This window comes from Salmonella sp. FC25216 (assembly GCF_057751355.1).
The window spans coordinates 136,508-161,367 of the sequence record NZ_JBDGON010000004.1 but is presented as its reverse complement, the minus strand read 5'-3'; the positions used below and the strand labels follow the sequence as shown (position 1 = coordinate 161,367).

Here is a 24,860-nt window from a genome sequence, read left to right as displayed (position 1 = left end):
ACAACTTATTGATTTTAAAAAATTTAAAAAATAGCTCTGCCCGTTGATCTGGGAATTTTTGATCGATATATTTGAAATCAGATTTCGCATAGTGAAATTTAACGATAAAAAAGCGATCATAGATTATCGGGAGATACAGGAATGAAAGTGACTTTTGAGCAGTTGAAAGCGGCGTTTAACCGGGTACTGCTTTCACGCGGCGTGGCGGCTGATACTGCTGACGCCTGCGCGGAAATGTTCGCTCGCACCACCGAGTCCGGCGTTTATTCACACGGCGTGAACCGCTTTCCCCGCTTCATTCAGCAACTGGACAATGGCGACATCATTCCTGAGGCAAAGCCGCAGCGCGTGACCAGCCTGGGGGCGATTGAGCAGTGGGATGCACAGCGCGCTATTGGCAACCTGACGGCGAAAAAGATGATGGATCGGGCCATTGAACTGGCCTCCGACCACGGCATCGGTCTGGTAGCGCTACGCAATGCCAACCACTGGATGCGCGGCGGCAGCTACGGCTGGCAGGCGGCGGAAAAAGGCTACATCGGCATCTGCTGGACCAACTCGATTGCCGTCATGCCGCCGTGGGGCGCGAAAGAGTGTCGTATCGGTACTAACCCGCTGATCGTCGCGATCCCTTCCACGCCGATCACGATGGTGGATATGTCAATGTCCATGTTCTCCTACGGGATGTTAGAAGTTAACCGTCTGGCGGGCCGCGAACTGCCGGTGGACGGCGGTTTCGACGATAACGGTCAGTTGACCAAAGAACCGGGCGTGATCGAGAAAAATCGCCGCATCCTGCCGATGGGTTACTGGAAAGGTTCTGGCCTGTCAATCGTGCTGGATATGATTGCCACGCTACTTTCCAACGGCTCATCCGTTGCCGAAGTGACGCAGGAAAACAGCGACGAATACGGCGTATCGCAGATTTTCATCGCTATTGAAGTCGATAAGCTGATCGATGGCGCTACGCGTGACGCCAAACTGCAACGAATCATGGATTTTATTACTACCGCCGAACGCGCCGACGACAACGTCGCGATTCGGCTGCCTGGCCACGAATTCACCAAACTGCTCGACGAAAACCGCCGTAACGGTATTACCGTTGATGACAGCGTCTGGGCCAAAATTCAGGCGCTGTAAGGAGCCACACCATGATCTTTGGACATATCGCGCAGCCTAATCCGTGTCGGCTACCGTCGGCCATAGAGCAGGCGCTCGATTTCCTGCGCAATACCGACTTCCGCACCCTGCAGCCGGGCGTGGTGGAGATCGACGGTAAAAACATTTTTGCGCAGATTATCGATTTAACCACGCGCGACGCCGCCGAAAACCGACCGGAAGTACATCGCCGCTATCTGGATATTCAGTTTCTGGCCTGGGGTGAAGAGAAAATCGGGATTGCCATTGATACCGGTAATAATCAAATCTGCGAATCATTATTAGAGCAGCGCGATATTATTTTTTATCACGACAGTGAACATGAATCATTCATTGAAATGATACCGGGAAGTTACGCCCTGTTTTTCCCACAGGATGTTCATCGTCCAGGTTGTAATAAAAGCGTTGCTACACCGATACGGAAAATAGTCGTAAAAGTCGCCATAGACGTTTTATAAAATAGAGTTTACTGGAGCACAAAATGAAAAATAATACCGGTTATATTATCGGTGCGTACCCTTGTGCACCCTCATTTCACCAGAAGAGTGAAGAGGAAGAGACGGAATTCTGGCGACAACTCTCCGATACGCCGCATATTCGCGGACTGGAGCAACCTTGCCTTGAACATCTTCACCCGCTCGGCGACGAGTGGTTATTGCGCCATACACCAGGAAGCTGGCGCCTTGTCGTGACAGCAATCATGGAAACTATGCGCCGCCGCAGCGAAAACGGCGGTTTTGGATTAGCGTCCAGTGACGAGGAACAGCGTAAAGCCTGCGTGGAATACTACCGTCATCTTTATCAGAAGATAACTAAACTCAATGCGAAAATCCCCGGCAAAGTCATGGCGCTGGAGCTTCATGCCGCACCGATGGCGAATAACCCAAACGTCGCCCAGGCTACCGAGGCTTTTGCCCGCTCGCTCAAAGAAATTGCTCACTGGGACTGGTCCTGCGCGCTGGTGCTGGAACATTGTGATGCAATGACCGGCCCCGCGCCGCGCAAGGGCTTTTTACCTTTAGAGAACGTGCTGGAGACCCTTGTCGACTACGACATCAGCGTGTGCATTAACTGGGCGCGTTCAGCCATTGAAGGGCGGGATATCAACCTGCCGCTAGCCCACACGCAGCAGGTCAAACAGGCCGGAAAACTCGGCGCGCTGATGTTTTCCGGCACAACGCTGGATGGAGAGTACGGTGAATGGCAAGACTTACACGCGCCGTTCGCCCCTTTCTGCCCGCAAAGTCTGATGACCACGGAACATACGCATGAATTATTGGCCTGCGCGGAAGAGACGCCCTTACATTTTGCGGGCATTAAATTACTGGAAATTAATGCCAGTGCCGATGTCAGCCACCGCGTAGCGATATTACGCGACGGCATCACGGCATTAAATAAAACAAAACAATAAGACGTTGCCAGATGGCGGCGTAAACGCCTTATCCAGCCTACAGCTAACGCTGTAGCTCGGATAAGCGCAGCGCCATCTGGCATTAATAATAAAACTTTTCATCGCCAAAATACTTACTCTACGAGAATATAAAGATGAACATGACCTCTCGCTCTACACAAACAGATATACCGCGTCAGCGCTGGCTACGAATTATTCCACCGATCCTGATCGCCTGTATTATTTCTTATATGGACCGCGTCAATATCGCCTTTGCAATGCCGGGCGGAATGGATGCCGAACTGGGTATTTCCGCCACCATGGCGGGGCTGGCAGGCGGTATTTTCTTTATCGGTTATCTGTTTTTACAGGTTCCCGGCGGCAAAATTGCCGTCCACGGTAGCGGTAAGAAATTTATCGGCTGGTCGCTGGTCGCATGGGCGATAATTTCCGTCCTGACGGGCATAATTACTAACCAGTACCAACTGCTTATCCTGCGCTTTTTACTGGGCGTGGCGGAAGGCGGTATGTTGCCCGTCGTACTGACGATGATCAGCAACTGGTTCCCTGATGCCGAACGTGGCCGCGCCAACGCGATTGTGATTATGTTTGTCCCCATTGCCGGCATTGTTACCGCGCCGCTCTCCGGCTGGATCATTACCGTACTCGACTGGCGCTGGCTATTTATTATCGAAGGTCTGCTCTCCGTCGTGGTTCTGGTGCTATGGTCCTACACCGTTTATGACCGTCCGCAGGAAGCGCGCTGGATCTCGGCCGCCGAAAAAAATTACCTGGTTGAGACGCTGGCCGCCGAGCAAAAAGCGATTGCCGGCACCGAAGTTAAAAACGCCTCTCTCGGCGCGGTGCTTTCCGACAAAACGATGTGGCAGCTTATCGCGCTGAACTTCTTCTATCAGACCGGCATTTACGGTTATACCCTGTGGTTGCCGACCATTCTGAAAGAGTTGACTCACAGCAGCATGGGCCAGGTCGGAATGCTCGCCATTCTGCCTTACGTCGGCGCGATTGCCGGGATGTTCCTGTTCTCCTCCCTCTCTGACCGTACCGGTAAACGCAAACTGTTCGTCTGCCTGCCGCTGATTGGCTTCGCCCTGTGCATGTTCCTGTCGGTAGCCTTGAAAAGCCACATCTGGCTGGCGTATGCGGCGCTGGTTGGCTGCGGATTCTTCCTGCAATCGGCGGCGGGCGTGTTCTGGACTATCCCGGCGCGTCTGTTCAGCGCGGAAATGGCAGGCGGCGCGCGCGGGGTGATCAACGCGCTCGGCAACCTCGGCGGCTTCTGCGGTCCTTACGCGGTAGGTGTCTTAATCACCCTCTACAACAAAGACGCTGGCGTCTATTGCCTGGCGATCGCCCTCGCCTTAGCTGCACTGATGGCCCTGCTGCTACCCGCGAAATGCGATGCGGGCACAACGCCAGCAAAAACGATGACCCCACGCAAACACGCGGCCTGAAAAATGGCCGGAGCGCTACGCTTGCAGGCCTGGAGTAGGCCGGGTAAGCGTAGCGCCATCCGGCAAAATGAGAGATGAAAGATGAGCAGGAAAGAGACCTTCTGGCTGGGTATTGATTGCGGCGGTACGTATCTGAAAGCGGGTTTATATGACGCCGAAGGTCATGAGCACGGCATTCATCGGCAATCGCTACAAACGTTATCGCCGTTTCCCGGTTATGCCGAACGCGATATGCATCAGCTCTGGCAACAGTGCGTCGCTACCATTGCCGGACTGTTGAAACAGACGGGCGTATCCGGCGGGCAAATTAAAGGTATTGGCATCTCTGCTCAGGGTAAGGGGCTGTTTCTTCTTGATAAACAGAACAGGCCGCTGGGCAATGCGATACTCTCCTCCGACCGCCGGGCGCTGAACATCGTTGAACGCTGGCAGCAAGATGGCATTCCGCAAAAACTCTATCCCGTAACCCGCCAGACATTGTGGACCGGGCATCCGGCCTCTCTGTTGCGCTGGATAAAAGAGCATGAACCTCAACGCTATGCGCACATCGGCTGCGTGATGATGGCCCATGACTATCTGCGCTGGCGTTTAACCGACGTGAAGGGCTGCGAAGAGAGCAACATTTCCGAATCCAATCTCTACAACATGACGACAGGCCGGTACGACTCGCGTCTGACCCAATGGTTGGGTATCAGTGAGATCGACCATGCCCTGCCCCCCGTGGTAGGGTCCGCCGAAACCGGCGGAAAGATCAGCGAGGAAGCTGCCGCTATCACCGGCCTGGCCGCGGGAACGCCTGTGGTCGGCGGTCTGTTTGATGTGGTATCCACCGCGCTGTGCGCCGGTATTGACGATGAATTTACCCTCAACGCCGTCATGGGCACCTGGGCGGTCACCAGCGGGATCGCTCGCGGTCTGCGCGAGCATGAGGCCCATCCCTACGTTTACGGTCGCTATGTGAATGACGGGCAATACATCGTTCATGAAGCCAGTCCAACGTCTTCCGGCAATCTCGAATGGTTTACCGCCCAGTGGGGCGACCTCTCTTTTGATGAGATAAACCGGGCGATCGCCAGTCTGCCGAAAGCGGGGAGCGACCTCTTTTTTCTGCCCTTTCTCTACGGCAGTAATGCCGGGCTGGAAATGACCAGCGGTTTTTACGGTATGCAGGCGCTACATACCCGCGCTCATTTGTTACAGGCGCTGTATGAAGGCGTGGTTTTCAGCCATATGACCCATCTCAACCGTATGCGTGAACGCTTTACCGAAGTCCGCACTCTGCGCGTCACCGGCGGCCCGGCCCACTCCGACGTCTGGATGCAGATGCTGGCGGACGTCAGCGGTCTGCGTATTGAACTACCGCAGGTGGAAGAAACTGGCTGCTTTGGCGCGGCGCTTGCCGCCCGCGTCGGTACCGGCGTATATCGCAGCTTTAGCGAAGCCCAACGCGCCCTGGAGCACCCGATACGCACGTTACTGCCCGACATGACCGCCCACGCACGCTACCAGCGTAAATATCACCATTACCAACATTTGATTGAAGCACTACAGGGCTATCACGCCCGTATTAAGGAGCACGCATGAGGAGCCGCCCATTACTGCAACTGGCGCTTGACCATACCAATCTTCAGACAGCGCAGCGCGATGTTGCCCTATTACGAGACCACGTCGATATCGTTGAGGCTGGCACCATTCTCTGTTTAACCGAAGGAATTAGCGCGGTGAAGGCCCTGCGCGACCAGTGCCCGGATAAAATCATCGTCGCTGACTGGAAAGTAGCCGATGCGGGTGAAACTCTGGCGCAGCAGGCCTTTGGAGCAGGCGCCGACTGGATGACCATCATCTGCGCCGCGCCGCTCGCCACCGTCGAAAAGGGCCACGCCGTGGCGCAATCCTGCGGCGGTGAAATTCAGATAGAACTGTTCGGCAACTGGACGCTGGATGATGCCCGTAACTGGTATCGCATCGGCGTACGTCAGGCGATTTACCATCGCGGGCGCGACGCGCAGGCCAGCGGGCAGCAGTGGGGCGAGGCGGATCTGGCGCGCATGAAAGCGCTGTCGGATATCGGTCTGGAACTGTCGATTACCGGCGGTATTACGCCTGCCGATCTGCCGTTATTCAAAGACATCCGCGTGAAAGCGTTTATCGCCGGGCGCGCGTTGGCGGGTGCGTCCCATCCGGCGCAGGTCACCGCCGAATTCCACGCGCAAATTAACGCCATCTGGGGGAAACCACATGCGTAACCATCCGTTAGGGATCTATGAGAAAGCGCTGGCGAAAGATCTCAGTTGGCCGGAACGACTGGTGCTGGCGAAAAGCTGCGGTTTTGATTTTGTCGAGATGTCGGTGGATGAGACTGACGAACGCCTGTCGCGTCTGGACTGGAGCGCAACGCAGCGCGCCTCGCTGGTGACCGCGATGCTGGAAACCGGCGTCGCCATCCCGTCGATGTGCCTGTCCGCCCACCGTCGCTTCCCGTTTGGCAGCCTCGATGAAACGATACGCGAGCGGGCGCGGGAGATCATGACCAAAGCCATTCGTCTGGCGCGCGATCTCGGTATCCGCACCATTCAACTGGCGGGTTATGACGTCTATTACGAAGAGCATGACGAAGGCACCCAGCAGCGCTTTGCCGAAGGGCTGGCGTGGGCGGTGGAACAGGCCGCCGCCGCGCAGGTCATGCTGGCAGTGGAGATCATGGATACCGCCTTTATGAATTCCATCAGCAAGTGGAAAAAGTGGGACGAGATGCTCGCCTCGCCGTGGTTCACCGTCTACCCGGACGTCGGCAATCTCAGCGCCTGGGGAAACGACGTGACCGCCGAGCTGAAGCTGGGCATCGATCGTATCGCCGCTATTCATTTGAAAGACACACAGCCGGTCACTGCGCAAAGCCCCGGACAGTTTCGCGACGTGCCGTTTGGCGAAGGGTGTGTGGATTTTGTCGGCATTTTCAAAACACTGCATGAGCTGAACTATCGCGGCGCATTTCTGATTGAAATGTGGACAGAGAAAGCAAAAGAGCCGGTGCTGGAGATTATCCAGGCGCGACGCTGGATAGAAGCGCGTATGCAGGAAGGAGGATTCACATGTTAGAACAACTCAAGGCGGAGGTGCTGGCGGCAAATCTGGCGCTTCCGACACATCATCTGGTGACGTTTACCTGGGGCAACGTCAGTGCGATAGACGAAACGCGTAAGCTTATGGTGATCAAACCTTCCGGCGTCGAATACGACGTGATGACCGCCGACGATATGGTGGTCGTGGAAATCGCCAGCGGTAAGGTCATAGAAGGCAGCAAAAAACCGTCGTCCGATACGCCGACGCATCTGGCGCTCTATCGCCGCTTCCCGCAAATCGGCGGGATCGTACATACCCATTCTCGCCACGCGACAATTTGGGCGCAGGCCGGTCTGGATCTGCCAGCCTGGGGCACCACACATGCCGACTATTTTTACGGCGCTATTCCCTGCACTCGTCCGATGACGCAGGACGAAATCAATGGCGAATACGAGTATCAGACCGGGGAAGTGATTATTAAAACCTTTGAAGAGCGCGGCCTGGACCCGGCACAAATCCCGGCGGTATTCGTGCATTCCCACGGCCCATTTTGCTGGGGTAAAGACGCGGCTGAGGCGGTACATAACGCCGTGGTGCTTGAGGAGTGCGCTTACATGGGGCTATTCTCGCGCCAGTTATCCCCGCAGCTTCCTGATATGCAACCGGAATTGCTCGATAAACATTATCTGCGCAAACACGGCGCGACTGCCTATTACGGGCAGTAATACTACCGCTCCCCCGTCTTATCCGGCCTACGGAACTACGCCAAAGGTAGGCAGCATGTAGCTGCCTACCCATTAGTTAAAACAGTCCCAACGGCTTATCGGAATAGCTTACTAACAGACATTTGGTCTGCTGATAATGCTCAAGCATCATTTTGTGAGTCTCACGGCCAATGCCGGACTGTTTATATCCGCCGAACGCCGCATGCGCCGGATAGGCGTGATAGCAGTTCGTCCATACGCGCCCGGCCTGAATCCCGCGCCCCATTTTATACGCCAGCGAACCATTACGGCTCCAGACGCCTGCGCCGAGGCCATACTGCGTATCGTTGGCGATTTCCAGCGCCTCCTCCATGGTTTTAAAGGTGGTTACCGCCAGCACCGGGCCAAAGATCTCCTCCTGAAAGACGCGCATATTATTCTTACCAAACAGAATAGTAGGCTCAAGGTAATAGCCTTCTTTAAGTTCGCCATCCAGCGCTTTGCGCCGTCCGCCGGTCAAAATATCAGCCCCCTCTTTTTTACCGATATCGATATAATTGAGGATAGTCTCAAGCTGGCCGTGAGAAACCTGCGCCCCCATTTGCGTATCGCTATCTAGCGGGTTCCCGCTGCGGATGCTCTCCACCCGGCGAATAGCGCGCTCCATAAAGCGCTCATAGATGGATTCCTGGACCAGCGCACGGCTCGGACAGGTACACACCTCGCCCTGGTTAAAGGCAAACAGGGCAAATCCCTCCAGCGCTTTATCAAAGAACGCATCTTCCTCATCCATCACATCAGCAAAGAAGATATTTGGCGATTTACCTCCTAACTCCAGCGTCACCGGAATAATATTCTGCGTGGCGTACTGCATGATCTGTTGACCCACTTCCGTCGAGCCGGTAAACGCCACCTTCGCGATACGTTTCGAGGTCGCCAGATATTCGCCAATCTCGCCGCCCGCGCCGTTCACTACGTTGACGACGCCCGGCGGTAACAGATCGCCAATGACTTCCATTAATAGCAGAACGGAAAGCGGCGTCAGGCGTGCCGGTTTAAGCACCACGCAGTTACCCGCCGCCAACGCTGGTGCCATTTTCCAGCTTGCCATCAACAACGGAAAGTTCCATGGGATTATCTGCCCCACGACACCAAGCGGTTCGTGAAAATGGTAGGCCACGGTTTCGCTATCAATTTCGCTGATCCCACCCTCCTGCGCACGTATACAAGAGGCGAAATAGCGGAAATGATCGATCGCCAGCGGTACGTCGGCGGCGCTGGTTTCACGAATCGGTTTACCGTTATCCCAGGTTTCCGCTGTCGCCAACAGTTCGAGGTTTTGTTCCATCCGATCGGCGATCTTAAACAAGATAGCGGCACGGTCTTGTACTGACGTATGCGCCCACTTATCTTTCGCCTTATGCGCGGCGTCGAGCGCCAAATCGATATCTTTTTTACCGGAGGAAGCGACTTCACATAGCGGCTGGCCGGTCACTGGCGTCAGGTTCTGATAATATTCGCCGTCGGCGGGCGCAACCCAGTCACCGCCAATAAAATTGTCATAGCGGGCTTTTAACTTCAGTGGGTACCCGTATTCACCTGGCTGAATACGTGTTGAAGGGGGATTGTTCGTCATGACCAACTCCTTATTGTAAAGGTACTCCACAAGGGTAGACGGTACTGGTGAATTTTTCGCCAATGGTTTCCCGCTTTACGACAGCAATCACGAATTACTTTCCTTTACGTTTCTCCGTCTGGTTTTAGCCATACTAAACAGGTGCCTGTTTAACGTACGGAGAACACTATGCAGCAATATATCGGTATTGATGTGGGAGGAACTCACGTCAAATATGGCGTGATTAACAGTGACGGCGAAGAATTAACCCATCATCAATTCGATACGCCAGAGGACGCCTCCACGTTTACCCGCAAATGGCAGGATGTGGTGGCGCGTTGCCAACAGGACTATGACATTGCGGCAATCGGGGTCAGTTTCCCTGGCCATATTAATCCCCATAACGGTCATGCGGCAAAAGCGGGCGCGCTGGCTTACCTGGATGACGTCAACCTGATGGAGTTGTTCAGCGGGCTGACCGATCTGCCGCTGGTCGTGGAGAACGACGCAAACTGCGCGGCACTGGGCGAAATGTGGCGAGGCGCCGGGCAACATTATGAAAATCTGGTCTGCATTACCATTGGAACCGGCATTGGCGGCGGTATTATCGTCGGACGGGAGTTGTATCGCGGTGCGCATTTCCACGCCGGTGAATTCGGCGTCATGCCGGTCGGGAACAATGGCGAAAGTATGCATAAAATCGCGTCAACCAGCGGATTAATGGCGTCGTGCCGCCAGGCTCTGGCGCTGCCCGCCGAAGAGATGCCGCCTGCGGATGTGATCTTTGAACGAATGGCGACCGATGTTCATCTGCGTGAGGCGGTCAATGACTGGGCGCGTTATCTGTCACGCGGCGTTTACAGCGTGATCTCTATGTTTGATCCGGGCGTGGTGCTGATCGGCGGAGGAATAAGCGAACAGGAAAAGCTCTACCCGCTCCTGACGCGGCATCTTGAAACGTTTGAAATGTGGGAGGCGCTCCAGGTGCCGATTCAGCCCTGCCAACTGGGAAATCAGGCGGGCAGGCTGGGCGCCGTCTGGCTGGCGCAGCAAAAGCTCGACCGAAGCTAAAGTGTTACGCCTTATCCGGCCTGCATCGTCTACGTAGGCCCGGTAAGTGTCCGCGCCACCGGGCAAAGGCGTTACATCGCCGCGTGATAAATTTCCACAATTTCGTCGTGCGTCGCCTGAATCGGGTTGGTCAGGCCACAGGCATCTTTAAGAGCATTGGTCGCCAGAACCGGGATATCCTCTTCCTTCACGTTTAGCTCGCGCAGTCCTGCCGGAATGTTGACTTTCTGTGATAGTTGGCGAATGGCCACCACACACGCCTGCGCGCCTTCCGCCTCGCTCATACCTGATACATCGACGCCCATCGCCGCTGCGCAATCACGCAGGCGAGCCGCCGCTACCTGGCTGTTGAATACCTGCACATGCGGCAGCAGAACCGCGTTACATACGCCGTGCGGTAGGTTGTAGAAACCGCCAAGCTGGTGCGCCATAGCATGAACGTAGCCCAGCGACGCATTGTTAAACGCCATTCCCGCCAGGAACTGAGCATAAGCCATCGCTTCACGCGCCTGGGCATTGCTCCCCTCTTCAACCGCAACAATCAGATTTTCCGCAATCATCGTTACCGCTTTCAGCGCGCAGGCATCGGTAATAGGCGTTGCCGCAACGGAAACATAAGCTTCAATCGCGTGAGTTAACGCATCCATACCGGTTGCCGCCGTCAGGGATTTCGGCATACCAACCATTAAAGAGGAGTCGTTGACAGAGAGCAGCGGCGTAACGTGTTTATCGACGATAGCCATTTTAATATGTCGTTCTTCGTCGGTGATGATGCAAAAACGGGTCATTTCAGACGCGGTGCCGGCGGTCGTATTAATCGCAATCATCGGCAACTGCGGTTTCGCGGAGCGGTCAACGCCTTCATAGTCACGAATATCGCCGCCATTCGCCGCCACCAGCGCGATACCTTTCGCGCAATCGTGCGGGGAACCGCCGCCCAGCGAGATAACGCTGTCGCAGCCATTTTCTTTCAGAAGCTTCAACCCGGCTGCCACATTGCTGGTGGTAGGGTTAGGCTGCGTACCATCATAAATCACGCTAAAAATATCACGTTCCTGTAGCGCTTTTTGAATATCGCCCGCCATCCCTAATTTTGCCAGCATGACATCCGTGACAATTAATGTACGGCGAAAACCATATTCCGCCATCGTATTCATTGCGTCCTTTAATGAATCGGCACCAATTACATTCACGGAAGGAATAAAAAACGTTGAAGCTGCCATTATACTGTCCTTAATTACCTGAATAAGGCGTAAAGAATACGGGCAAAATTATCCTGATAATAGGATCACGATAGCTATTCTAAGAAGTCAGAAAAATAAAAAGCACATTAGGTTCATTTCCTGATGTGCTTTTTATAAATCAACTCAATAATTGTATTGATTCATTTCTTATTTAATTTAAACATTTCATTCTTTTTGCGGAAATAATAACGCATCACGTAATAAATGGTCATTCCCACGACGCCGTGTAAATCCAATCCGGTCAAAATATTCAAGGATCTGAATAGCCAGTTTCCGCCCTACATTCAGCCTGTCGCGAAAATCCGCTGCGCAGGTGGATCCTCTTTCTTGATCCAGTTCGCGGATCATATTGGCGAAAGCGACAATCCGATCGTTGCGATAGTACCGATCTTTGACGATCGCGGTAATGATGCCTTGCTGCGCCGCCTGCCGCAGCGCCTGCCGCATCAATTGTTCCTCCGTCCCGGTCTCTTTCGCCAGATCGCGTACCCACCAGGGCTCATCGCCAAATAGCGGTTCGACTTTTTGCCAGACGGCCTGCTGCTCATCGCTAAATCCCGCTTTATGATCCGGCAAATGCAACCAACCGTGATGGCTGTCAATCAGGTCATCGTCGCGCATCCGCTCGATCAGCATCAGCACCAGCGCTTCATCCTCCATTGGCAAGGCCATGCGACGTAAACGCTCGCGTCCCGGCCCCGGTTCATCGCGGTGCTGTTCGTGGTAAGTCGCCAGCGTATCGAGAATTTTACGCTGCCAGCGGGCGGCGACGGGCGCACTTAACAGATTGTCTCCGGCCTGGATAAAACCATGTTGCTCAATAAGCTGACGCATACCGAGAGAATTAAGCTGACGCGCCCAACCGAAATCCGGCAGGTTGACGGCGCCGCGTTCCAGATGAATGGCTAGCGCCGCGCTATCGTCCTGCGCGGCGGCAAGCGTTGAAAGCCACTGTAAGTAATCTGGCTTACGTTTACCGCGACGCGGCGCGTTAAGCGTCACCACGCGCGCGCCGGCAAGGGTGGCGCGCGCGGAAATATCACGCAGCACCAGTGTGTCATTATCGGCCAGCCATAGCGGCGTATCGAAAATCAGCTCTGCCAGCGCGCCTTCCAGCAAAGAGACGCGACCGGTCACATGGCTGGCGGCATGGTGAATATGTAGCGGTTGCCATTGGGAAAGCGGCGCATGAAGCGCCAAAGAAACAATCACCCGGGAAAAAGCCTCCCCCGCTGGCGCATCGGCAAGCAGCCAGTCACCGCGGTTAAGTTGCTCCTTCTCCGCATCGCCCGCAATATTGAGCGCAATACGTTGCCCGGCATGCGCATGGTCGGTGGGCTGATTTTGCGCGTGTAGGCTTCGTACGCGCATCGGCGTGTTAACGCCGGTCAACCATAGCGTATCGCCTACTTTTACCGCTCCGCTCAGCGCCGTTCCGGTCACCACCAGTCCCGCCCCTTTCACCGTAAACGCACGGTCGATAGCCAGGCGGAAGCGATGCTGCGCGGCGTGCAAACGTGCGGGAAGTTGCTGTAAATGGGCGCGAAGTTCTGCAATACCGCGCCCTTCATTGGCGGCGGTGACAAATAAAACGGCATCGGCGAAACCATAGTTGTCGAGCGTCGCCAGTACCGCTTCACGTACTTCACTGATACGCGCATCGTCCACGCGATCGGCTTTGGTCAGCGCGACGGTGAGCTGCGGATTGCCCGTCAGTTGCAGGATCTGTAAATGCTCGCGCGTTTGCGCCATGACGCCGTCATCACAGGCGACCACCAGCAAAGCGTGATCGATACCGCCTACACCCGCCAGCATGTTGGAGAGAAATTTTTCATGTCCGGGCACGTCGATAAAGCCCAGCACACGACCATCCGGCTGCGGCCAATAGGCGTAGCCCAGATCGATAGTCATCCCGCGTTTTTTCTCTTCCGGCAAGCGATCGGCATTGACCCCGGTAATCGCCTGGAGCAACGTCGTTTTACCGTGGTCTACGTGCCCGGCAGTTGCAATAATCATTTCAGCATCATCTCCATAAACCGGCTTTCGTCTTCAAGACAGCGCATATCCAGCCATAAACGGCCATCATAAATTCGACCAATGACCGGTACAGGCAGCGTGCGCCAGTGGGCCGCCAGGGCCTCCAGTCGACTACCGCGCCCATCGTGCGGGGTAAAGGTTATGGCGGCGCTGGGGAGGCGGTCTACCGGTAATGAACCGCTGCCGATTTGCGATAGACAGGGCTTAACCTCCAGCGCAAATTCATCGCCGTAACGCGTCGCCAGCCGCGTCTGTAACCGCTGCGCTTGTTCGCGAATCGACGCCTCACTGCGGGTTAACAGACGCAGCGTGGGTAATTTTTCCGCCAACGCTTCCGGGTGCAGATACAGACGTAACGTCGCCTCCAGCGCCGCCAGCGTCATTTTATCCGCGCGCAGGGCGCGTTTCAGCGGATGGCTTTGCAGTTGGGCAATCATCGCTTTTTTGCCGACGATGATCCCGGCCTGCGGCCCGCCCAGCAACTTATCGCCGGAGAAGCTTACCAGGCTGGCGCCTGCGGCAATTAGCTGCTGCGGCATCGGCTCTTTGGGTAAGCCATATTGACTTAAATCCACCAGCGAACCACTGCCCAGATCCGCCACCACCGGAATATCCAGCTCTCGCCCGATTTCCGCCAGCTCTGCTTCCTCTACCGTTTTGGTAAAGCCCTCAATGCTGTAATTACTGGTATGTACCTTCATCAACAGCCCGGTATTTTCATTTACCGCCTGACGGTAATCTTTCGCGTGCGTCCGGTTGGTGGTACCCACTTCATGCAGCGTACAACCCGCCTGGCGCATGACATCCGGAATACGAAACGCGCCGCCGATTTCGACCAGTTCGCCACGCGAAACCACCACCTCTTTGCCGCTGGCGGTCGCCGCCAGCATCAGCAATACCGCCGCCGCATTGTTATTGACGATACAGGCGTCCTCCGCCCCGGTGATACGGCATAACAGCGTCGCCAGCGCCTGGTCGCGATGCCCCCGCCCGGCGCCATCCAAATCGTATTCCAGCGTCACCGGCGCCCGCATCGCCTGCGTTACCGCCTCAATCGCTTCTTGCGCCTGCAATGCGCGGCCAAGATTGGTGTGCAACACCGTCCCCGTCAGGTTAATCACCGGGCGCAGCGCGCTTTGCGCCGCATTTTCCAGCCGTCGTTTCGCCTCTTGCGCCCAGTCTGCGCACCAGTCGGGAAGCGTCTGCGTATTCCGTATGACGTCGCGCGCGTCGTCAAGCATCCGCCTAAGCAGATCAACCACCTGGGTATGGCCATACCGATCGCGCAGAGAAAGAAAAGCGCTATCGTGCAATAAGCGATCGATAGCAGGAAGCTGGCTGTAGAGTGTACGCGTTTCGCTTGTCATGAAAATGCCTGGCTGTTGGTGGCCCTCTCCTGGCTGGAGAGGGATATCGACTTGAGGGGGATTGTAACGTGAGTTTGCTCAGGCGGACATAATGCGCGTCAAGCCTTCGGTGCTTCGGTGCGGGCAAAGCTTTCGCGCTGAAAAAGCGTTTCGACCAGTTTGACCAGGTGGGGGCGGCCAACGCACCAGCCCGGCGCGACCCGGCGGAAGTTGAGATAGCCTACCGCACAGGCAATCGCGATAGTCGCCAGATTCACCGTATCCGTTTTTAGGGTCCCGTCGCTCAGATAACCTTCGAGCATATCCAGACTGCGGTTGATTTTTTCCCGCTGGCGCAGCAGTTCCGTTTCCGATTGCTGCGCCGCCGGACGCGCCTGTTCGCGTACAGAGACCAACGCGGCATCCATAATGCCATCGGCCAACGCTTCAAGCTGGCGAATTTTAAGCGCCGCCATGGGGTCACGCGGGAGCATCGCTGGCGCGATATCCAGCAGCTCAATATATTCCGCGATGATCGGCGAATCGAACCAACATTCCCCTTTCTCCGTCACCAGTGCCGGCACCTTACCCAGAGGGTTGTATTGCGCCACGCCGTTATCCGCCTCGTAGGGCAGTTCGTTAACAAATTCGAAGGTGATGCCCTTTTCCAGCAGCAGAACAGAGATTTTGCGCACAAAAGGGCTAGTATAGCTACCGATGAGTTTCATGCCGTGTCCTTTTTTGCCAACCAAGTAAAAATCATAGTATGGCTCAAATAAACGAAAAGAGACGCTAAAGGAAGTTGCTGAGTGACATAACGTGAGAGGGCTTGCGACAAAATGTTTGCCGGATCGTATTGACGTTACCCGGGCCTAAAATTTCTTGTGAAGATGATCACAAAAATTCAACAAAGCACCAAAATAAAAGTGTGAAATATCTCACATAAAATTGCCTTTTAAGGTCTAAAAATTAGATGCGTTGTTTTTTTACACAGTAACTTTGTGATCAATATCACATCAATTACCTCTCTACCCCCTATATTTATGCGATATAAATCACATTAACTGTCCCTGTCTGGACAGTTGAACGATTCAGTGCCAGATTGCGCAGTATCTACACTACAGGGTCCGGCTACCTCTGCCGCTACATTAACAAACCTCGGGCTTTTCAGCCTGCGCGACAGCAACATAAGAAGGGGTGTTTTTATGTCATCCGATATTAAGATCAAAGTGCAAAGCTTTGGTCGATTCCTCAGCAATATGGTGATGCCTAATATCGGCGCGTTTATCGCGTGGGGTATTATCACCGCATTATTTATTCCGACAGGGTGGTTGCCTAACGAAACTCTGGCGAAACTGGTTGGTCCGATGATCACCTACCTGCTGCCGCTGCTAATCGGTTATACCGGCGGTCGTCTGGTTGGCGGCGAACGCGGCGGCGTGGTGGGCGCTATCACTACCATGGGCGTTATAGTCGGCGCGGATATGCCGATGTTCCTCGGCTCGATGATCGCCGGTCCGTTGGGCGGCTACTGCATTAAGAAATTCGACAGTTGGGTAGACGGTAAGATCAAATCCGGTTTTGAGATGCTGGTGAACAACTTCTCCGCTGGCATTATCGGTATGATCCTCGCCATGCTGGCGTTCCTCGGTATTGGTCCGGCGGTTGAAGTCCTGTCCAAAATTCTGGCGGCGGGCGTTAACTTCATGGTGGCGCACGATATGCTGCCGCTGGCGTCCATTTTTGTTGAACCGGCGAAAATCCTGTTCCTCAATAACGCGATTAACCACGGTATCTTCTCACCGCTGGGTATCCAGCAGTCCCATGAGATGGGTAAATCCATCTTCTTCCTGATTGAAGCTAACCCGGGTCCGGGGATGGGTGTCCTGCTGGCGTACATGTTCTTCGGTCGCGGCAGCGCTAAACAGTCTGCGGGCGGCGCGGCAATTATCCACTTCCTGGGCGGTATCCACGAGATCTACTTCCCGTACGTGCTGATGAACCCGCGCCTGATTCTGGCGGTGATTCTCGGCGGTATGACCGGCGTATTCACCCTGACCATCCTGAACGGCGGTCTGGTCTCTCCGGCGTCTCCGGGCTCCATTCTGGCGGTACTGGCGATGACGCCAAAAGGCGCTTACTTCGCTAACATCACTGCCATCGTGGCGGCAATGGCGGTCTCCTTCGTGGTTTCTGCAATTCTGCTGAAAACCAGCAAAGTGAAAGAAGAAGATGACATTGAAGCGGCCACCCGTCGTATGCATGACATGAAAGCACAGTCCAAAGGCGCCTCTCCGCTGGCGGCTGGCGATGTCACCAACGACCTCAGCCATGTACGTAAAATCATTGTCGCCTGCGATGCCGGTATGGGTTCCAGCGCGATGGGCGCAGGGGTACTGCGTAAGAAAGTACAGGATGCGGGTCTGAGCCAGATCTCCGTCACCAACAGCGCCATTAACAATCTGCCGCCGGATGTGGATCTGGTCATTACTCACCGCGACCTTACCGAGCGTGCGATGCGCCAGGTACCGCAGGCGCAGCATATTTCGCTGACCAACTTCCTGGATAGCGGCCTGTACACCAGCCTGACCGAACATCTGGTTGCCGCACAGCGCCACAATACCAATGAAGAAAAGGTACGTGACCATCTGAAAGATAGCTTTGAGGAAGGCGATAACAACCTGTTCAAGCTGGGCGCGGAGAATATCTTCCTCGGACGTAAAGCGGCCACGAAAGAAGAGGCGATTCGCTTCGCCGGCGAGCAGTTGGTGAAAGGCGGCTACGTACAGCCGGAATACGTCGACGCGATGCTGGAACGTGAAAAGCTCACCCCGACCTATCTGGGCGAGTCTATCGCAGTGCCGCACGGTACGGTGGAAGCGAAAGATCGCGTACTGAAAACCGGCGTGGTGTTCTGCCAGTATCCGGAAGGCGTGCGCTTCGGCGAGGAAGAAGATGACATCGCGCGTCTGGTCATCGGCATCGCCGCTCGTAATAATGAGCACATTCAGGTGATTACCAGCCTGACTAACGCTCTGGATGACGAGTCAGTTATTGAACGTCTGGCGCACACCACCAGCGTCGATGAAGTGCTGGAACTGCTGGCAGGCCGTAAGTAGGTTCTGTTTGCCCGGTGACGCTACGCTTACCGGGCCTACGGTTTCCTCTCCCGCAAGGGAGAGGGTTAGGTTGAGGGGAAAGCCTCACCCCAGCCCTCTCGGGTAAAAACATTAATAAAGGTTAATACTATGAAAGCATTACATTTTGGCGCAGGTAATATCGGTCGTGGCTTTATCGGCAAATTGCTGGCTGACGCGGGGATACAACTGACGTTTGCGGATGTAAATCAGGTGGTGCTTGACGCCCTGAATGCCCGTCATAGCTATCAGGTCCATGTCGTGGGTGAAAATGAGCAAGTGGATACGGTCTCCGGCGTTAACGCGGTAAGTAGCATCGGCGATGAGGTGGTAGAGCTGATTACCAGCGTCGATCTGGTGACGACTGCTGTCGGCCCGGTGGTCCTGGAGCGTATCGCCCCGGCTATCGCTAAAGGGCTGGCAAAACGTAAGGCGCAGGGCGTGGATGCCCCGCTGAATATCATCGCCTGCGAAAATATGGTGCGCGGTACCACGCAGCTCAAAGGCCATGTGATGAACGCGCTGGCGGATGGCGATAAAGCCTGGGTTGAACAGCACGTCGGTTTTGTAGATTCCGCCGTTGACCGTATCGTGCCGCCTTCCGCTTCCGCCACCCATGACCCGCTGGAAGTAACGGTAGAAACCTTCAGCGAGTGGATCGTCGATAAAACCCAGTTTAAAGGCGCGTTGCCGACCATTCCGGGGATGGAGTTAACGGATAACCTGATGGCATTTGTCGAACGTAAACTCTTCACGCTGAACACGGGGCATGCTATAACCGCGTACCTCGGCAAATTAGCCGGTCATCAGACCATTCGCGACGCCATTCTCGACGAGAGTATTCGCGCGGTGGTTAAAGGCGCGATGGAAGAAAGCGGCGCGGTGCTGATCAAACGCTACGGTTTTGATGCTGACAAACATGCGGCATACATTCAGAAAATCCTCGGTCGTTTTGAAAACCCGTATCTGAAAGATGACGTCGAACGCGTAGGCCGTCAGCCGCTACGCAAACTCAGCGCGGGCGACCGTCTGATCAAACCACTGCTTGGCACCCTGGAATATGGTCTGCCGCATGTGAATCTGGTGAAAGGGATCGCGGCGGCGATGCATTTCCGTAGCGATGAAGATCCGCAGGCGCAAGAGTTGGCGGCTCTGATTACCGAAAAAGGCCCGCAGGCCGCGCTGGCGCAAATTTCCGGGCTGGATGCCAATAGCGATGTGGTGGCGGAGGCGGTTAACGCATATAACGCGACCAAATGACGCAGAACCCGGCGCAGGTTAGCCTGCGCCCAAATAACAGATTGTCAGATATGCAGGCAATAATGGAACAAACCCAGGCCTTTGAAAATCGTGTGCTTGAGCGTCTGAATGCTGGCAAAACCGTACGGAGCTTCCTGATCACCGCCGTCGAGTTATTGACCGAGGCGGTGAATATCCTGGTGCTTCAGGTGTTTCGCAAAGACGACTATGCCGTGAAATACGCTGTGGAACCGTTGCTGGACGGCGACGGGCCGCTGGGCGATCTTTCGGTACGTCTGAAACTTATCTATGGCCTGGGCGTACTCAGCCGCACCGAATATGAAGATGCGGAGCTGTTAATGGCGCTGCGCGAAGAGCTGAATCACGACGGCAATGAGTACGCCTTTACCGACGATGAGATCCTTGGGCCGTTTGGCGAACTGCACTGCGTCATGGCGCTACCGCCGCCGCCGCATTTTGATACGTCCGACGCGGCGCTATACGCCATGCAAATTCAGCGCTACCAGCAGGCGGTGCGTTCGACGATGGTCCTCTCCCTGACCGAGCTGATTTCTAAAATCAGCTTAAAAAAGGCCTTTCAAAAGTAAATCCCGCCGTTAACCTCTTTCTTCTTCTTTTGGTCGGTACAACCGCCGGTAATATTCCAGGCGCTGCAAATAAATGGGCGCGCTCTCCGACGGCACTTCGGAAGGAACATAATTACGCGGCGGCGTTTTATTCAAGTACTCACGGAACGCCTGGCTGGACGCCATAAAATCGACGGCTTTATCAATAAGAAATGGTACGTTCCCACCTATTTTTGCCATGATAGATCCTCCATGTGTGACCCGCGTCTGATTCCCGCGGCCGCTTATTTGAGTTTAGGATCGATTTAGCGTTGTCATTGAGGAAAATGTGCTTAATCGCTTTTCTTGCCGGCAAAAAGGCGCTTCATCTTTTTTACGAAAAAAAAGGATTTTATTCTCAAAGAGATAGTTAAATAATTAGCGGTGTAATACTTGCCATAATTGATTATCTTTATGCCATGAGTTGTGAAGAATCACCCACTGCGCGCATACTATAGGGTATCTATCCCATTTCTATCAGAAGCTATCCCATGAAAGAAGTCGAAAAAAACGAAATTAAACGCCTGAGCGATCGTCTTGACGCTATTCGCCACCAGCAGGCAGGTCTCTCGCTGGTTGAATCCGCCGATAAATACGCGGAGCTGGAAAAAGAAAAAGAGACGCTGGAAGCAGAAATCATCCGTCTGCGCGAAGTACACAGCCAAAAACTGAGTAAAGAAGCGCAGAAGCTAATGAACCTGCCGTTTCGCCGCGCTATCACTAAAAAAGAGCAGGCCGATATGGGCAAACTCAAAAAAAGCGTACGCGGCCTGATCGTGGTGCACCCGATGACGGCGCTGGGCCGGGAAATGGGGCTCAAAGAGATGACAGGCTTTAGTAAAACAGAATTCTAAACGTTGACCGGGCGGCGCTTTCGCTTACCCGGTTCTTCCCTTCTTATGCCTGAACTATTGGCCCTACCAATTCCCGCTGAATCCGACCACAGGTTCACATTTCATTAAATTAACTCTACACTACCGTTGCCAATAAATAACATATGGTTAACTATTCGTTGTCATTATCCATACACAACAATATTGGCAGGACCACTTTTACACATAATGTGACCCCAACGAGATGAGCAAAAGATTCATCCCATTATGCGTGTGGTTCTCAGGAGACCTGCAATGAACCTCTGGCAACAAAACTATGACCCGGCGGGTAATATCTGGCTTTCCAGCCTGATCGCATCGCTCCCGATCCTGTTCTTCTTTTTCGCCCTGATTAAACTCAAGCTAAAAGGCTATGTTGCCGCCTCGTGGACGGTAGTTATCGCGCTCGCCGTCGCGCTGCTGTTCTATAAAATGCCGGTAGATCACGCACTGGCATCGGTCGTGTACGGCTTCTTCTACGGGCTATGGCCGATTGCCTGGATCATTATCGCCGCGGTCTTCGTCTATAAAATTTCGGTAAAGACCGGACAGTTTGACATTATCCGCTCGTCAATTCTGTCGATTACGCCCGATCAACGCCTGCAAATGCTGATTGTCGGCTTCTGTTTCGGCGCGTTCCTTGAAGGCGCGGCGGGTTTCGGCGCGCCGGTGGCGATTACCGCCGCGCTGCTAGTGGGGTTAGGCTTTAATCCGCTGTATGCGGCAGGGCTGTGCCTGATTGTAAACACGGCGCCGGTTGCATTTGGCGCGATGGGCATTCCGATTCTGGTTGCCGGACAGGTCACGGGCCTGGACAGCTTTGAAATCGGTCAGATGGTGGGCCGCCAGTTGCCGTTCCTGACCATTATCGTCCTGTTCTGGATTATGGCGATTATGGACGGCTGGCGCGGCGTGAAAGAAACCTGGCCTGCGGTGATGGTCTCTGGCGGTTCATTTGCTATCGCCCAGTATCTCAGCTCCAACTTTATCGGGCCGGAACTGCCGGACATTATCTCTTCACTGGTGTCTCTGGTGTGCCTGACGCTGTTCCTCAAACGTTGGCAGCCGGTACGCATCTTCCGCTTCGGCGATATGGGCGCGTCGCAGGTCGATCAGACGCTGGCCCGCACCCACTATACGAAGGGGCAAATTGTTCGCGCCTGGTCGCCGTTCCTGTTCCTGACTGCCACGGTCACCCTCTGGAGCGTACCGCCGTTCAAAGCGCTGTTTGCCCCCGGTGGCGCGCTGTATGACTGGGTTATTAACGTTCCGGTGCCATATCTCGATAAACTGGTCGCCCGTATGCCGCCGGTCGTACACGAAGCGACCGCTTACGCTGCGGTGTATAAATTTGACTGGTTCTCCGCCACTGGCACCGCGATCCTGTTCGCCGCGCTGTTGTCTATCGTCTGGCTGAAAATGAAACCCTCAGCCGCAATCCAGACCTTTGGCAGCACGCTGAAAGAGCTGGCGTTGCCGATTTACTCCATCGGTATGGTACTGGCGTTCGCGTTTATCTCGAACTATTCCGGGCTTTCTTCTACGCTGGCGTTAGCGCTGGCGCACACCGGCAGCGCCTTCACGTTCTTCTCGCCGTTCCTCGGCTGGCTGGGCGTCTTCCTGACCGGCTCGGATACCTCATCTAACGCGCTGTTTGCCTCTCTACAGGCTACCGCGGCGCAGCAAATCGGCGTCTCTGATGTGCTGATGGTGGCGGCGAATACCACTGGCGGCGTCACCGGGAAGATGATCTCGCCGCAGTCTATCGCCATCGCCTGCGCGGCGGTGGGGCTGGTAGGGAAAGAGTCCGATCTGTTCCGTTTTACCGTCAAACACAGCCTGATCTTCACCTGTATGGTGGGCGTGATCACTACGCTTCAGGCCTATGTTTTAACCTGGATGATTCCGTGATTGTGATGCCAAAACGCCTGTCAGACGAGATTGCCTCTCGCGTGCGGGCGCTGATTGAAGAACAAAACCTGGAAGCGGGCATGAAATTGCCCGCTGAGCGCCAGTTGGCTATACAGCTTGGCGTATCACGCAACTCTTTACGCGAAGCGCTGGCGAAGCTGGTCAGCGAAGGCGTGCTGGTGAGCCGTCGCGGCGGCGGGACATTTGTCCGCTGGCAGCACGAAACCTGGTCTGAACAGAATATCGTGCAACCGCTGAAAACGCTGATGGCGAACGATCCGGACTACAGTTTCGACATTCTGGAAGCCCGCCACGCCATTGAAGCCAGTACGGCCTGGCACGCCGCCATGCGCGCCACCGCCGCCGACAAAGAGAAAATCAGACTCTGCTTTGATGCGACGCTCAGTGAAGACCCGGATCTCGCCTCCCAGGCCGACGTGCGCTTTCATCTGGCGATCGCGGAAGCCTCGCACAATGTGGTGCTGTTGCAAACCATGCGCGGTTTCTTCGACGTACTGCAATCCTCCGTCAAACAGAGTCGCCAGCGTATGTATCTCGTTCCGCCCGTATTCTCAAAACTGACGGAACAACACCAGGCGGTGATGGACGCCATTCTGGACGGTGACGCCGACGGCGCGCGTAAAGCGATGATGGCGCACCTCAGTTTTGTCCACACCACGATTAAACGATTTGATGAAGACCAGGCTCGCCAGGCGCGTATTACCCGCCTGCCCGGCGACCATAATGAGATGACCAGGGAGAATAAATCATGATTATTTCAGCAGCCAGCGATTATCGCGCCGCAGCTCAGCGCACGTTGCCTCCTTTCCTCTTCCACTACATCGACGGCGGCGCGTATGCGGAATATACCCTGCGCCGAAATGTGGAAGACCTGTCGCAAGTCGCTCTGCGCCAGCGCGTGCTGAAAAATATGTCCGATTTAAGCCTGGAAACGACCCTGTTTAACGAAACGTTGTCGATGCCGGTGGCATTAGCGCCAGTGGGTCTGTGCGGCATGTACGCCCGTCGCGGCGAAGTACAGGCCGCCGCCGCCGCGGACGCGAAGGGTATTCCGTTCACCCTTTCCACCGTCTCCGTCTGCCCGATTGAAGAGGTTGCCCCCACGCTTAAACGCCCCATGTGGTTCCAGCTCTACGTATTACGCGATCGTGGTTTTATGCGCAACGCGCTTGAACGCGCGAAAGCGGCGGGCTGCTCCACGCTGGTCTTTACCGTGGATATGCCGACGCCGGGCGCACGCTACCGTGACGCCCACTCCGGAATGAGCGGCCCAAACGCGGCCATGCGCCGTTACTGGCAGGCGGTCATGCACCCTAAATGGGCGTGGGATGTCGGCCTGAACGGTCGTCCGCATGATTTAGGCAATATTTCTGCCTATCTGGGTAAACCGACCGGCCTTGAAGACTACATCGGCTGGCTGGCAAATAACTTCGATCCATCCATCTCCTGGAAAGATCTGGAGTGGATACGCGAATTCTGGGACGGCCCAATGGTGATCAAAGGTATCCTCGATCCAGAAGATGCCCGCGATGCGGTACGTTTCGGCGCTGACGGTATCGTGGTGTCGAATCACGGCGGCCGCCAGCTTGATGGCGTGCTCTCTTCCGCCCGCGCCCTGCCCGCCATTGCCGATGCGGTGAAAGGCGATATCGCCATTCTGGCGGATAGCGGGATTCGTAACGGGCTGGATGTCGTGCGTATGATTGCGTTGGGGGCCGATACCGTACTGCTGGGTCGGGCCTATCTCTACGCGCTGGCGACGGCAGGAAAAGCCGGTGTCGCCAACCTGCTGGACCTGATTGAGAAAGAGATGAAAGTCGCCATGACCCTGACCGGCGCGAAATCCATTAGCGAAATCAGTGGCGATTCACTGGTGCAGGAACTGGGGAAAAGTTTGCCCGCCGCGCTGGCGCCAATGAGCAAAGGCGATGCCGCCTGAACGCCCGGCGCG

The 24,860-nt window shown here is 55.1% G+C and carries 22 protein-coding genes; 16 read left to right on the top strand and 6 right to left on the bottom strand.

What is annotated here, in order from left to right; all coding sequences use genetic code 11:
- Nucleotides 1-141: 141 nt before the first annotated feature.
- The 8 genes from yiaK to araD all read left to right on the top strand — a co-directional run bounded on the left by yiaK (nucleotide 142) and on the right by araD (nucleotide 7,811).
- Nucleotides 142-1,140: a 3-dehydro-L-gulonate 2-dehydrogenase gene (yiaK, locus tag AC3G3F_RS09975; RefSeq protein WP_070803435.1), complete on the top strand. Its 999-nt coding sequence runs from the start codon at nucleotides 142-144 to the stop codon at nucleotides 1,138-1,140.
- Nucleotides 1,141-1,151: 11 nt separating this feature from the next.
- The gene (locus AC3G3F_RS09970) at nucleotides 1,152-1,616 is read left to right on the top strand and encodes a YhcH/YjgK/YiaL family protein (RefSeq protein WP_053529924.1); all 465 of its coding nucleotides are present in this window, start codon (nucleotides 1,152-1,154) and stop codon (nucleotides 1,614-1,616) included.
- Between the two features lie 23 nt (nucleotides 1,617-1,639).
- Nucleotides 1,640-2,569: a DUF4862 family protein gene (locus AC3G3F_RS09965; RefSeq protein WP_070803436.1), complete on the top strand. Its 930-nt coding sequence runs from the start codon at nucleotides 1,640-1,642 to the stop codon at nucleotides 2,567-2,569.
- Between the two features lie 134 nt (nucleotides 2,570-2,703).
- The gene (locus tag AC3G3F_RS09960) at nucleotides 2,704-4,023 is read left to right on the top strand and encodes an MFS transporter (RefSeq protein ID WP_053509352.1); all 1,320 of its coding nucleotides are present in this window, start codon (nucleotides 2,704-2,706) and stop codon (nucleotides 4,021-4,023) included.
- Nucleotides 4,024-4,104: 81 nt separating this feature from the next.
- Nucleotides 4,105-5,607, top strand: coding sequence for an FGGY-family carbohydrate kinase (locus tag AC3G3F_RS09955; RefSeq protein WP_053509350.1), 1,503 nt, complete (start codon nucleotides 4,105-4,107; stop codon nucleotides 5,605-5,607).
- Entirely contained in the window at nucleotides 5,604-6,269 is a 666-nt protein-coding gene (gene ulaD / locus AC3G3F_RS09950) for a 3-keto-L-gulonate-6-phosphate decarboxylase UlaD (protein WP_488394914.1), read from the top strand. Before AC3G3F_RS09955 ends, ulaD begins: the two co-directional genes overlap by 4 nt.
- On the top strand, nucleotides 6,262-7,122 hold the full coding sequence (locus AC3G3F_RS09945) for an L-ribulose-5-phosphate 3-epimerase (RefSeq protein ID WP_488394912.1): 861 nt from the start codon (nucleotides 6,262-6,264) through the stop codon (nucleotides 7,120-7,122). Before ulaD ends, AC3G3F_RS09945 begins: the two co-directional genes overlap by 8 nt.
- The gene (gene araD / locus AC3G3F_RS09940; RefSeq protein ID WP_023247328.1) at nucleotides 7,116-7,811 is read left to right on the top strand and encodes an L-ribulose-5-phosphate 4-epimerase; all 696 of its coding nucleotides are present in this window, start codon (nucleotides 7,116-7,118) and stop codon (nucleotides 7,809-7,811) included. Before AC3G3F_RS09945 ends, araD begins: the two co-directional genes overlap by 7 nt.
- Before the next feature lie 76 nt (nucleotides 7,812-7,887).
- Here araD and aldB read toward each other — a convergent pair whose 3' ends face one another.
- On the bottom strand, nucleotides 7,888-9,426 hold the full coding sequence (gene aldB / locus AC3G3F_RS09935; protein WP_023247327.1) for an aldehyde dehydrogenase AldB: 1,539 nt from the start codon (nucleotides 9,424-9,426) through the stop codon (nucleotides 7,888-7,890).
- Nucleotides 9,427-9,594: 168 nt separating this feature from the next.
- Here aldB and AC3G3F_RS09930 point away from each other — a divergent pair, with 168 nt between their 5' ends.
- Nucleotides 9,595-10,476, top strand: coding sequence for an ROK family protein (locus AC3G3F_RS09930; protein ID WP_023247326.1), 882 nt, complete (start codon nucleotides 9,595-9,597; stop codon nucleotides 10,474-10,476).
- Nucleotides 10,477-10,547: 71 nt separating this feature from the next.
- Here AC3G3F_RS09930 and yiaY read toward each other — a convergent pair whose 3' ends face one another.
- The 4 genes from yiaY to AC3G3F_RS09910 form a co-directional block, all read right to left on the bottom strand.
- On the bottom strand, nucleotides 10,548-11,699 hold the full coding sequence (gene yiaY, locus AC3G3F_RS09925; protein ID WP_488394910.1) for an L-threonine dehydrogenase: 1,152 nt from the start codon (nucleotides 11,697-11,699) through the stop codon (nucleotides 10,548-10,550).
- Nucleotides 11,700-11,885: 186 nt separating this feature from the next.
- On the bottom strand, nucleotides 11,886-13,736 hold the full coding sequence (gene selB, locus AC3G3F_RS09920; RefSeq protein ID WP_023247324.1) for a selenocysteine-specific translation elongation factor: 1,851 nt from the start codon (nucleotides 13,734-13,736) through the stop codon (nucleotides 11,886-11,888).
- Nucleotides 13,733-15,124, bottom strand: a complete 1,392-nt coding sequence (selA, locus tag AC3G3F_RS09915) for an L-seryl-tRNA(Sec) selenium transferase (RefSeq protein ID WP_053529931.1) — start codon at nucleotides 15,122-15,124, stop codon at nucleotides 13,733-13,735. The genes selB and selA overlap by 4 nt, the downstream gene beginning before the upstream one ends.
- Before the next feature lie 98 nt (nucleotides 15,125-15,222).
- Nucleotides 15,223-15,831, bottom strand: coding sequence for a glutathione S-transferase (locus AC3G3F_RS09910; RefSeq protein WP_023247322.1), 609 nt, complete (start codon nucleotides 15,829-15,831; stop codon nucleotides 15,223-15,225).
- A 477-nt stretch (nucleotides 15,832-16,308) separates the two neighbouring features.
- Between AC3G3F_RS09910 and mtlA the strand changes: the two genes are divergently transcribed.
- The 3 genes from mtlA (at nucleotide 16,309) to mtlR (ending at nucleotide 20,087) form a co-directional block, all read left to right on the top strand.
- Nucleotides 16,309-18,222 carry a PTS mannitol transporter subunit IICBA gene (gene mtlA, locus AC3G3F_RS09905; protein WP_488394908.1) on the top strand — a complete coding sequence of 638 codons (1,914 nt, stop codon included), beginning with the start codon at nucleotides 16,309-16,311 and terminating at the stop codon, nucleotides 18,220-18,222.
- Nucleotides 18,223-18,351: 129 nt separating this feature from the next.
- Nucleotides 18,352-19,500, top strand: a complete 1,149-nt coding sequence (gene mtlD / locus AC3G3F_RS09900; protein WP_023247321.1) for a mannitol-1-phosphate 5-dehydrogenase — start codon at nucleotides 18,352-18,354, stop codon at nucleotides 19,498-19,500.
- The gene (gene mtlR, locus AC3G3F_RS09895; protein ID WP_000193201.1) at nucleotides 19,497-20,087 is read left to right on the top strand and encodes a mannitol operon repressor MtlR; all 591 of its coding nucleotides are present in this window, start codon (nucleotides 19,497-19,499) and stop codon (nucleotides 20,085-20,087) included. Before mtlD ends, mtlR begins: the two co-directional genes overlap by 4 nt.
- Before the next feature lie 9 nt (nucleotides 20,088-20,096).
- Here the strand turns inward: mtlR and AC3G3F_RS09890 are convergent, their stop codons facing one another.
- The gene (locus AC3G3F_RS09890) at nucleotides 20,097-20,306 is read right to left on the bottom strand and encodes a hypothetical protein (RefSeq protein WP_023247319.1); all 210 of its coding nucleotides are present in this window, start codon (nucleotides 20,304-20,306) and stop codon (nucleotides 20,097-20,099) included.
- Between the two features lie 290 nt (nucleotides 20,307-20,596).
- On the opposite strand from AC3G3F_RS09890, the gene AC3G3F_RS09885 reads away from it, so the two are divergent.
- The 4 genes from AC3G3F_RS09885 (at nucleotide 20,597) to lldD (ending at nucleotide 24,848) form a co-directional block, all read left to right on the top strand.
- Nucleotides 20,597-20,959 (top strand): YibL family ribosome-associated protein, encoded by a 363-nt coding sequence (locus tag AC3G3F_RS09885; protein ID WP_000665689.1) that lies wholly within the window; start codon nucleotides 20,597-20,599, stop codon nucleotides 20,957-20,959.
- 273 nt (nucleotides 20,960-21,232) lie between these two features.
- A complete protein-coding gene (gene lldP / locus AC3G3F_RS09880) occupies nucleotides 21,233-22,888 on the top strand; it encodes an L-lactate permease (protein WP_002954673.1) in 1,656 nt (551 codons plus the stop codon).
- Nucleotides 22,885-23,661: a transcriptional regulator LldR gene (gene lldR, locus AC3G3F_RS09875; RefSeq protein ID WP_000636693.1), complete on the top strand. Its 777-nt coding sequence runs from the start codon at nucleotides 22,885-22,887 to the stop codon at nucleotides 23,659-23,661. Before lldP ends, lldR begins: the two co-directional genes overlap by 4 nt.
- Nucleotides 23,658-24,848 carry an FMN-dependent L-lactate dehydrogenase LldD gene (lldD, locus tag AC3G3F_RS09870; protein WP_001635973.1) on the top strand — a complete coding sequence of 397 codons (1,191 nt, stop codon included), beginning with the start codon at nucleotides 23,658-23,660 and terminating at the stop codon, nucleotides 24,846-24,848. The genes lldR and lldD overlap by 4 nt, the downstream gene beginning before the upstream one ends.
- Nucleotides 24,849-24,860: the final 12 nt, after the last annotated feature.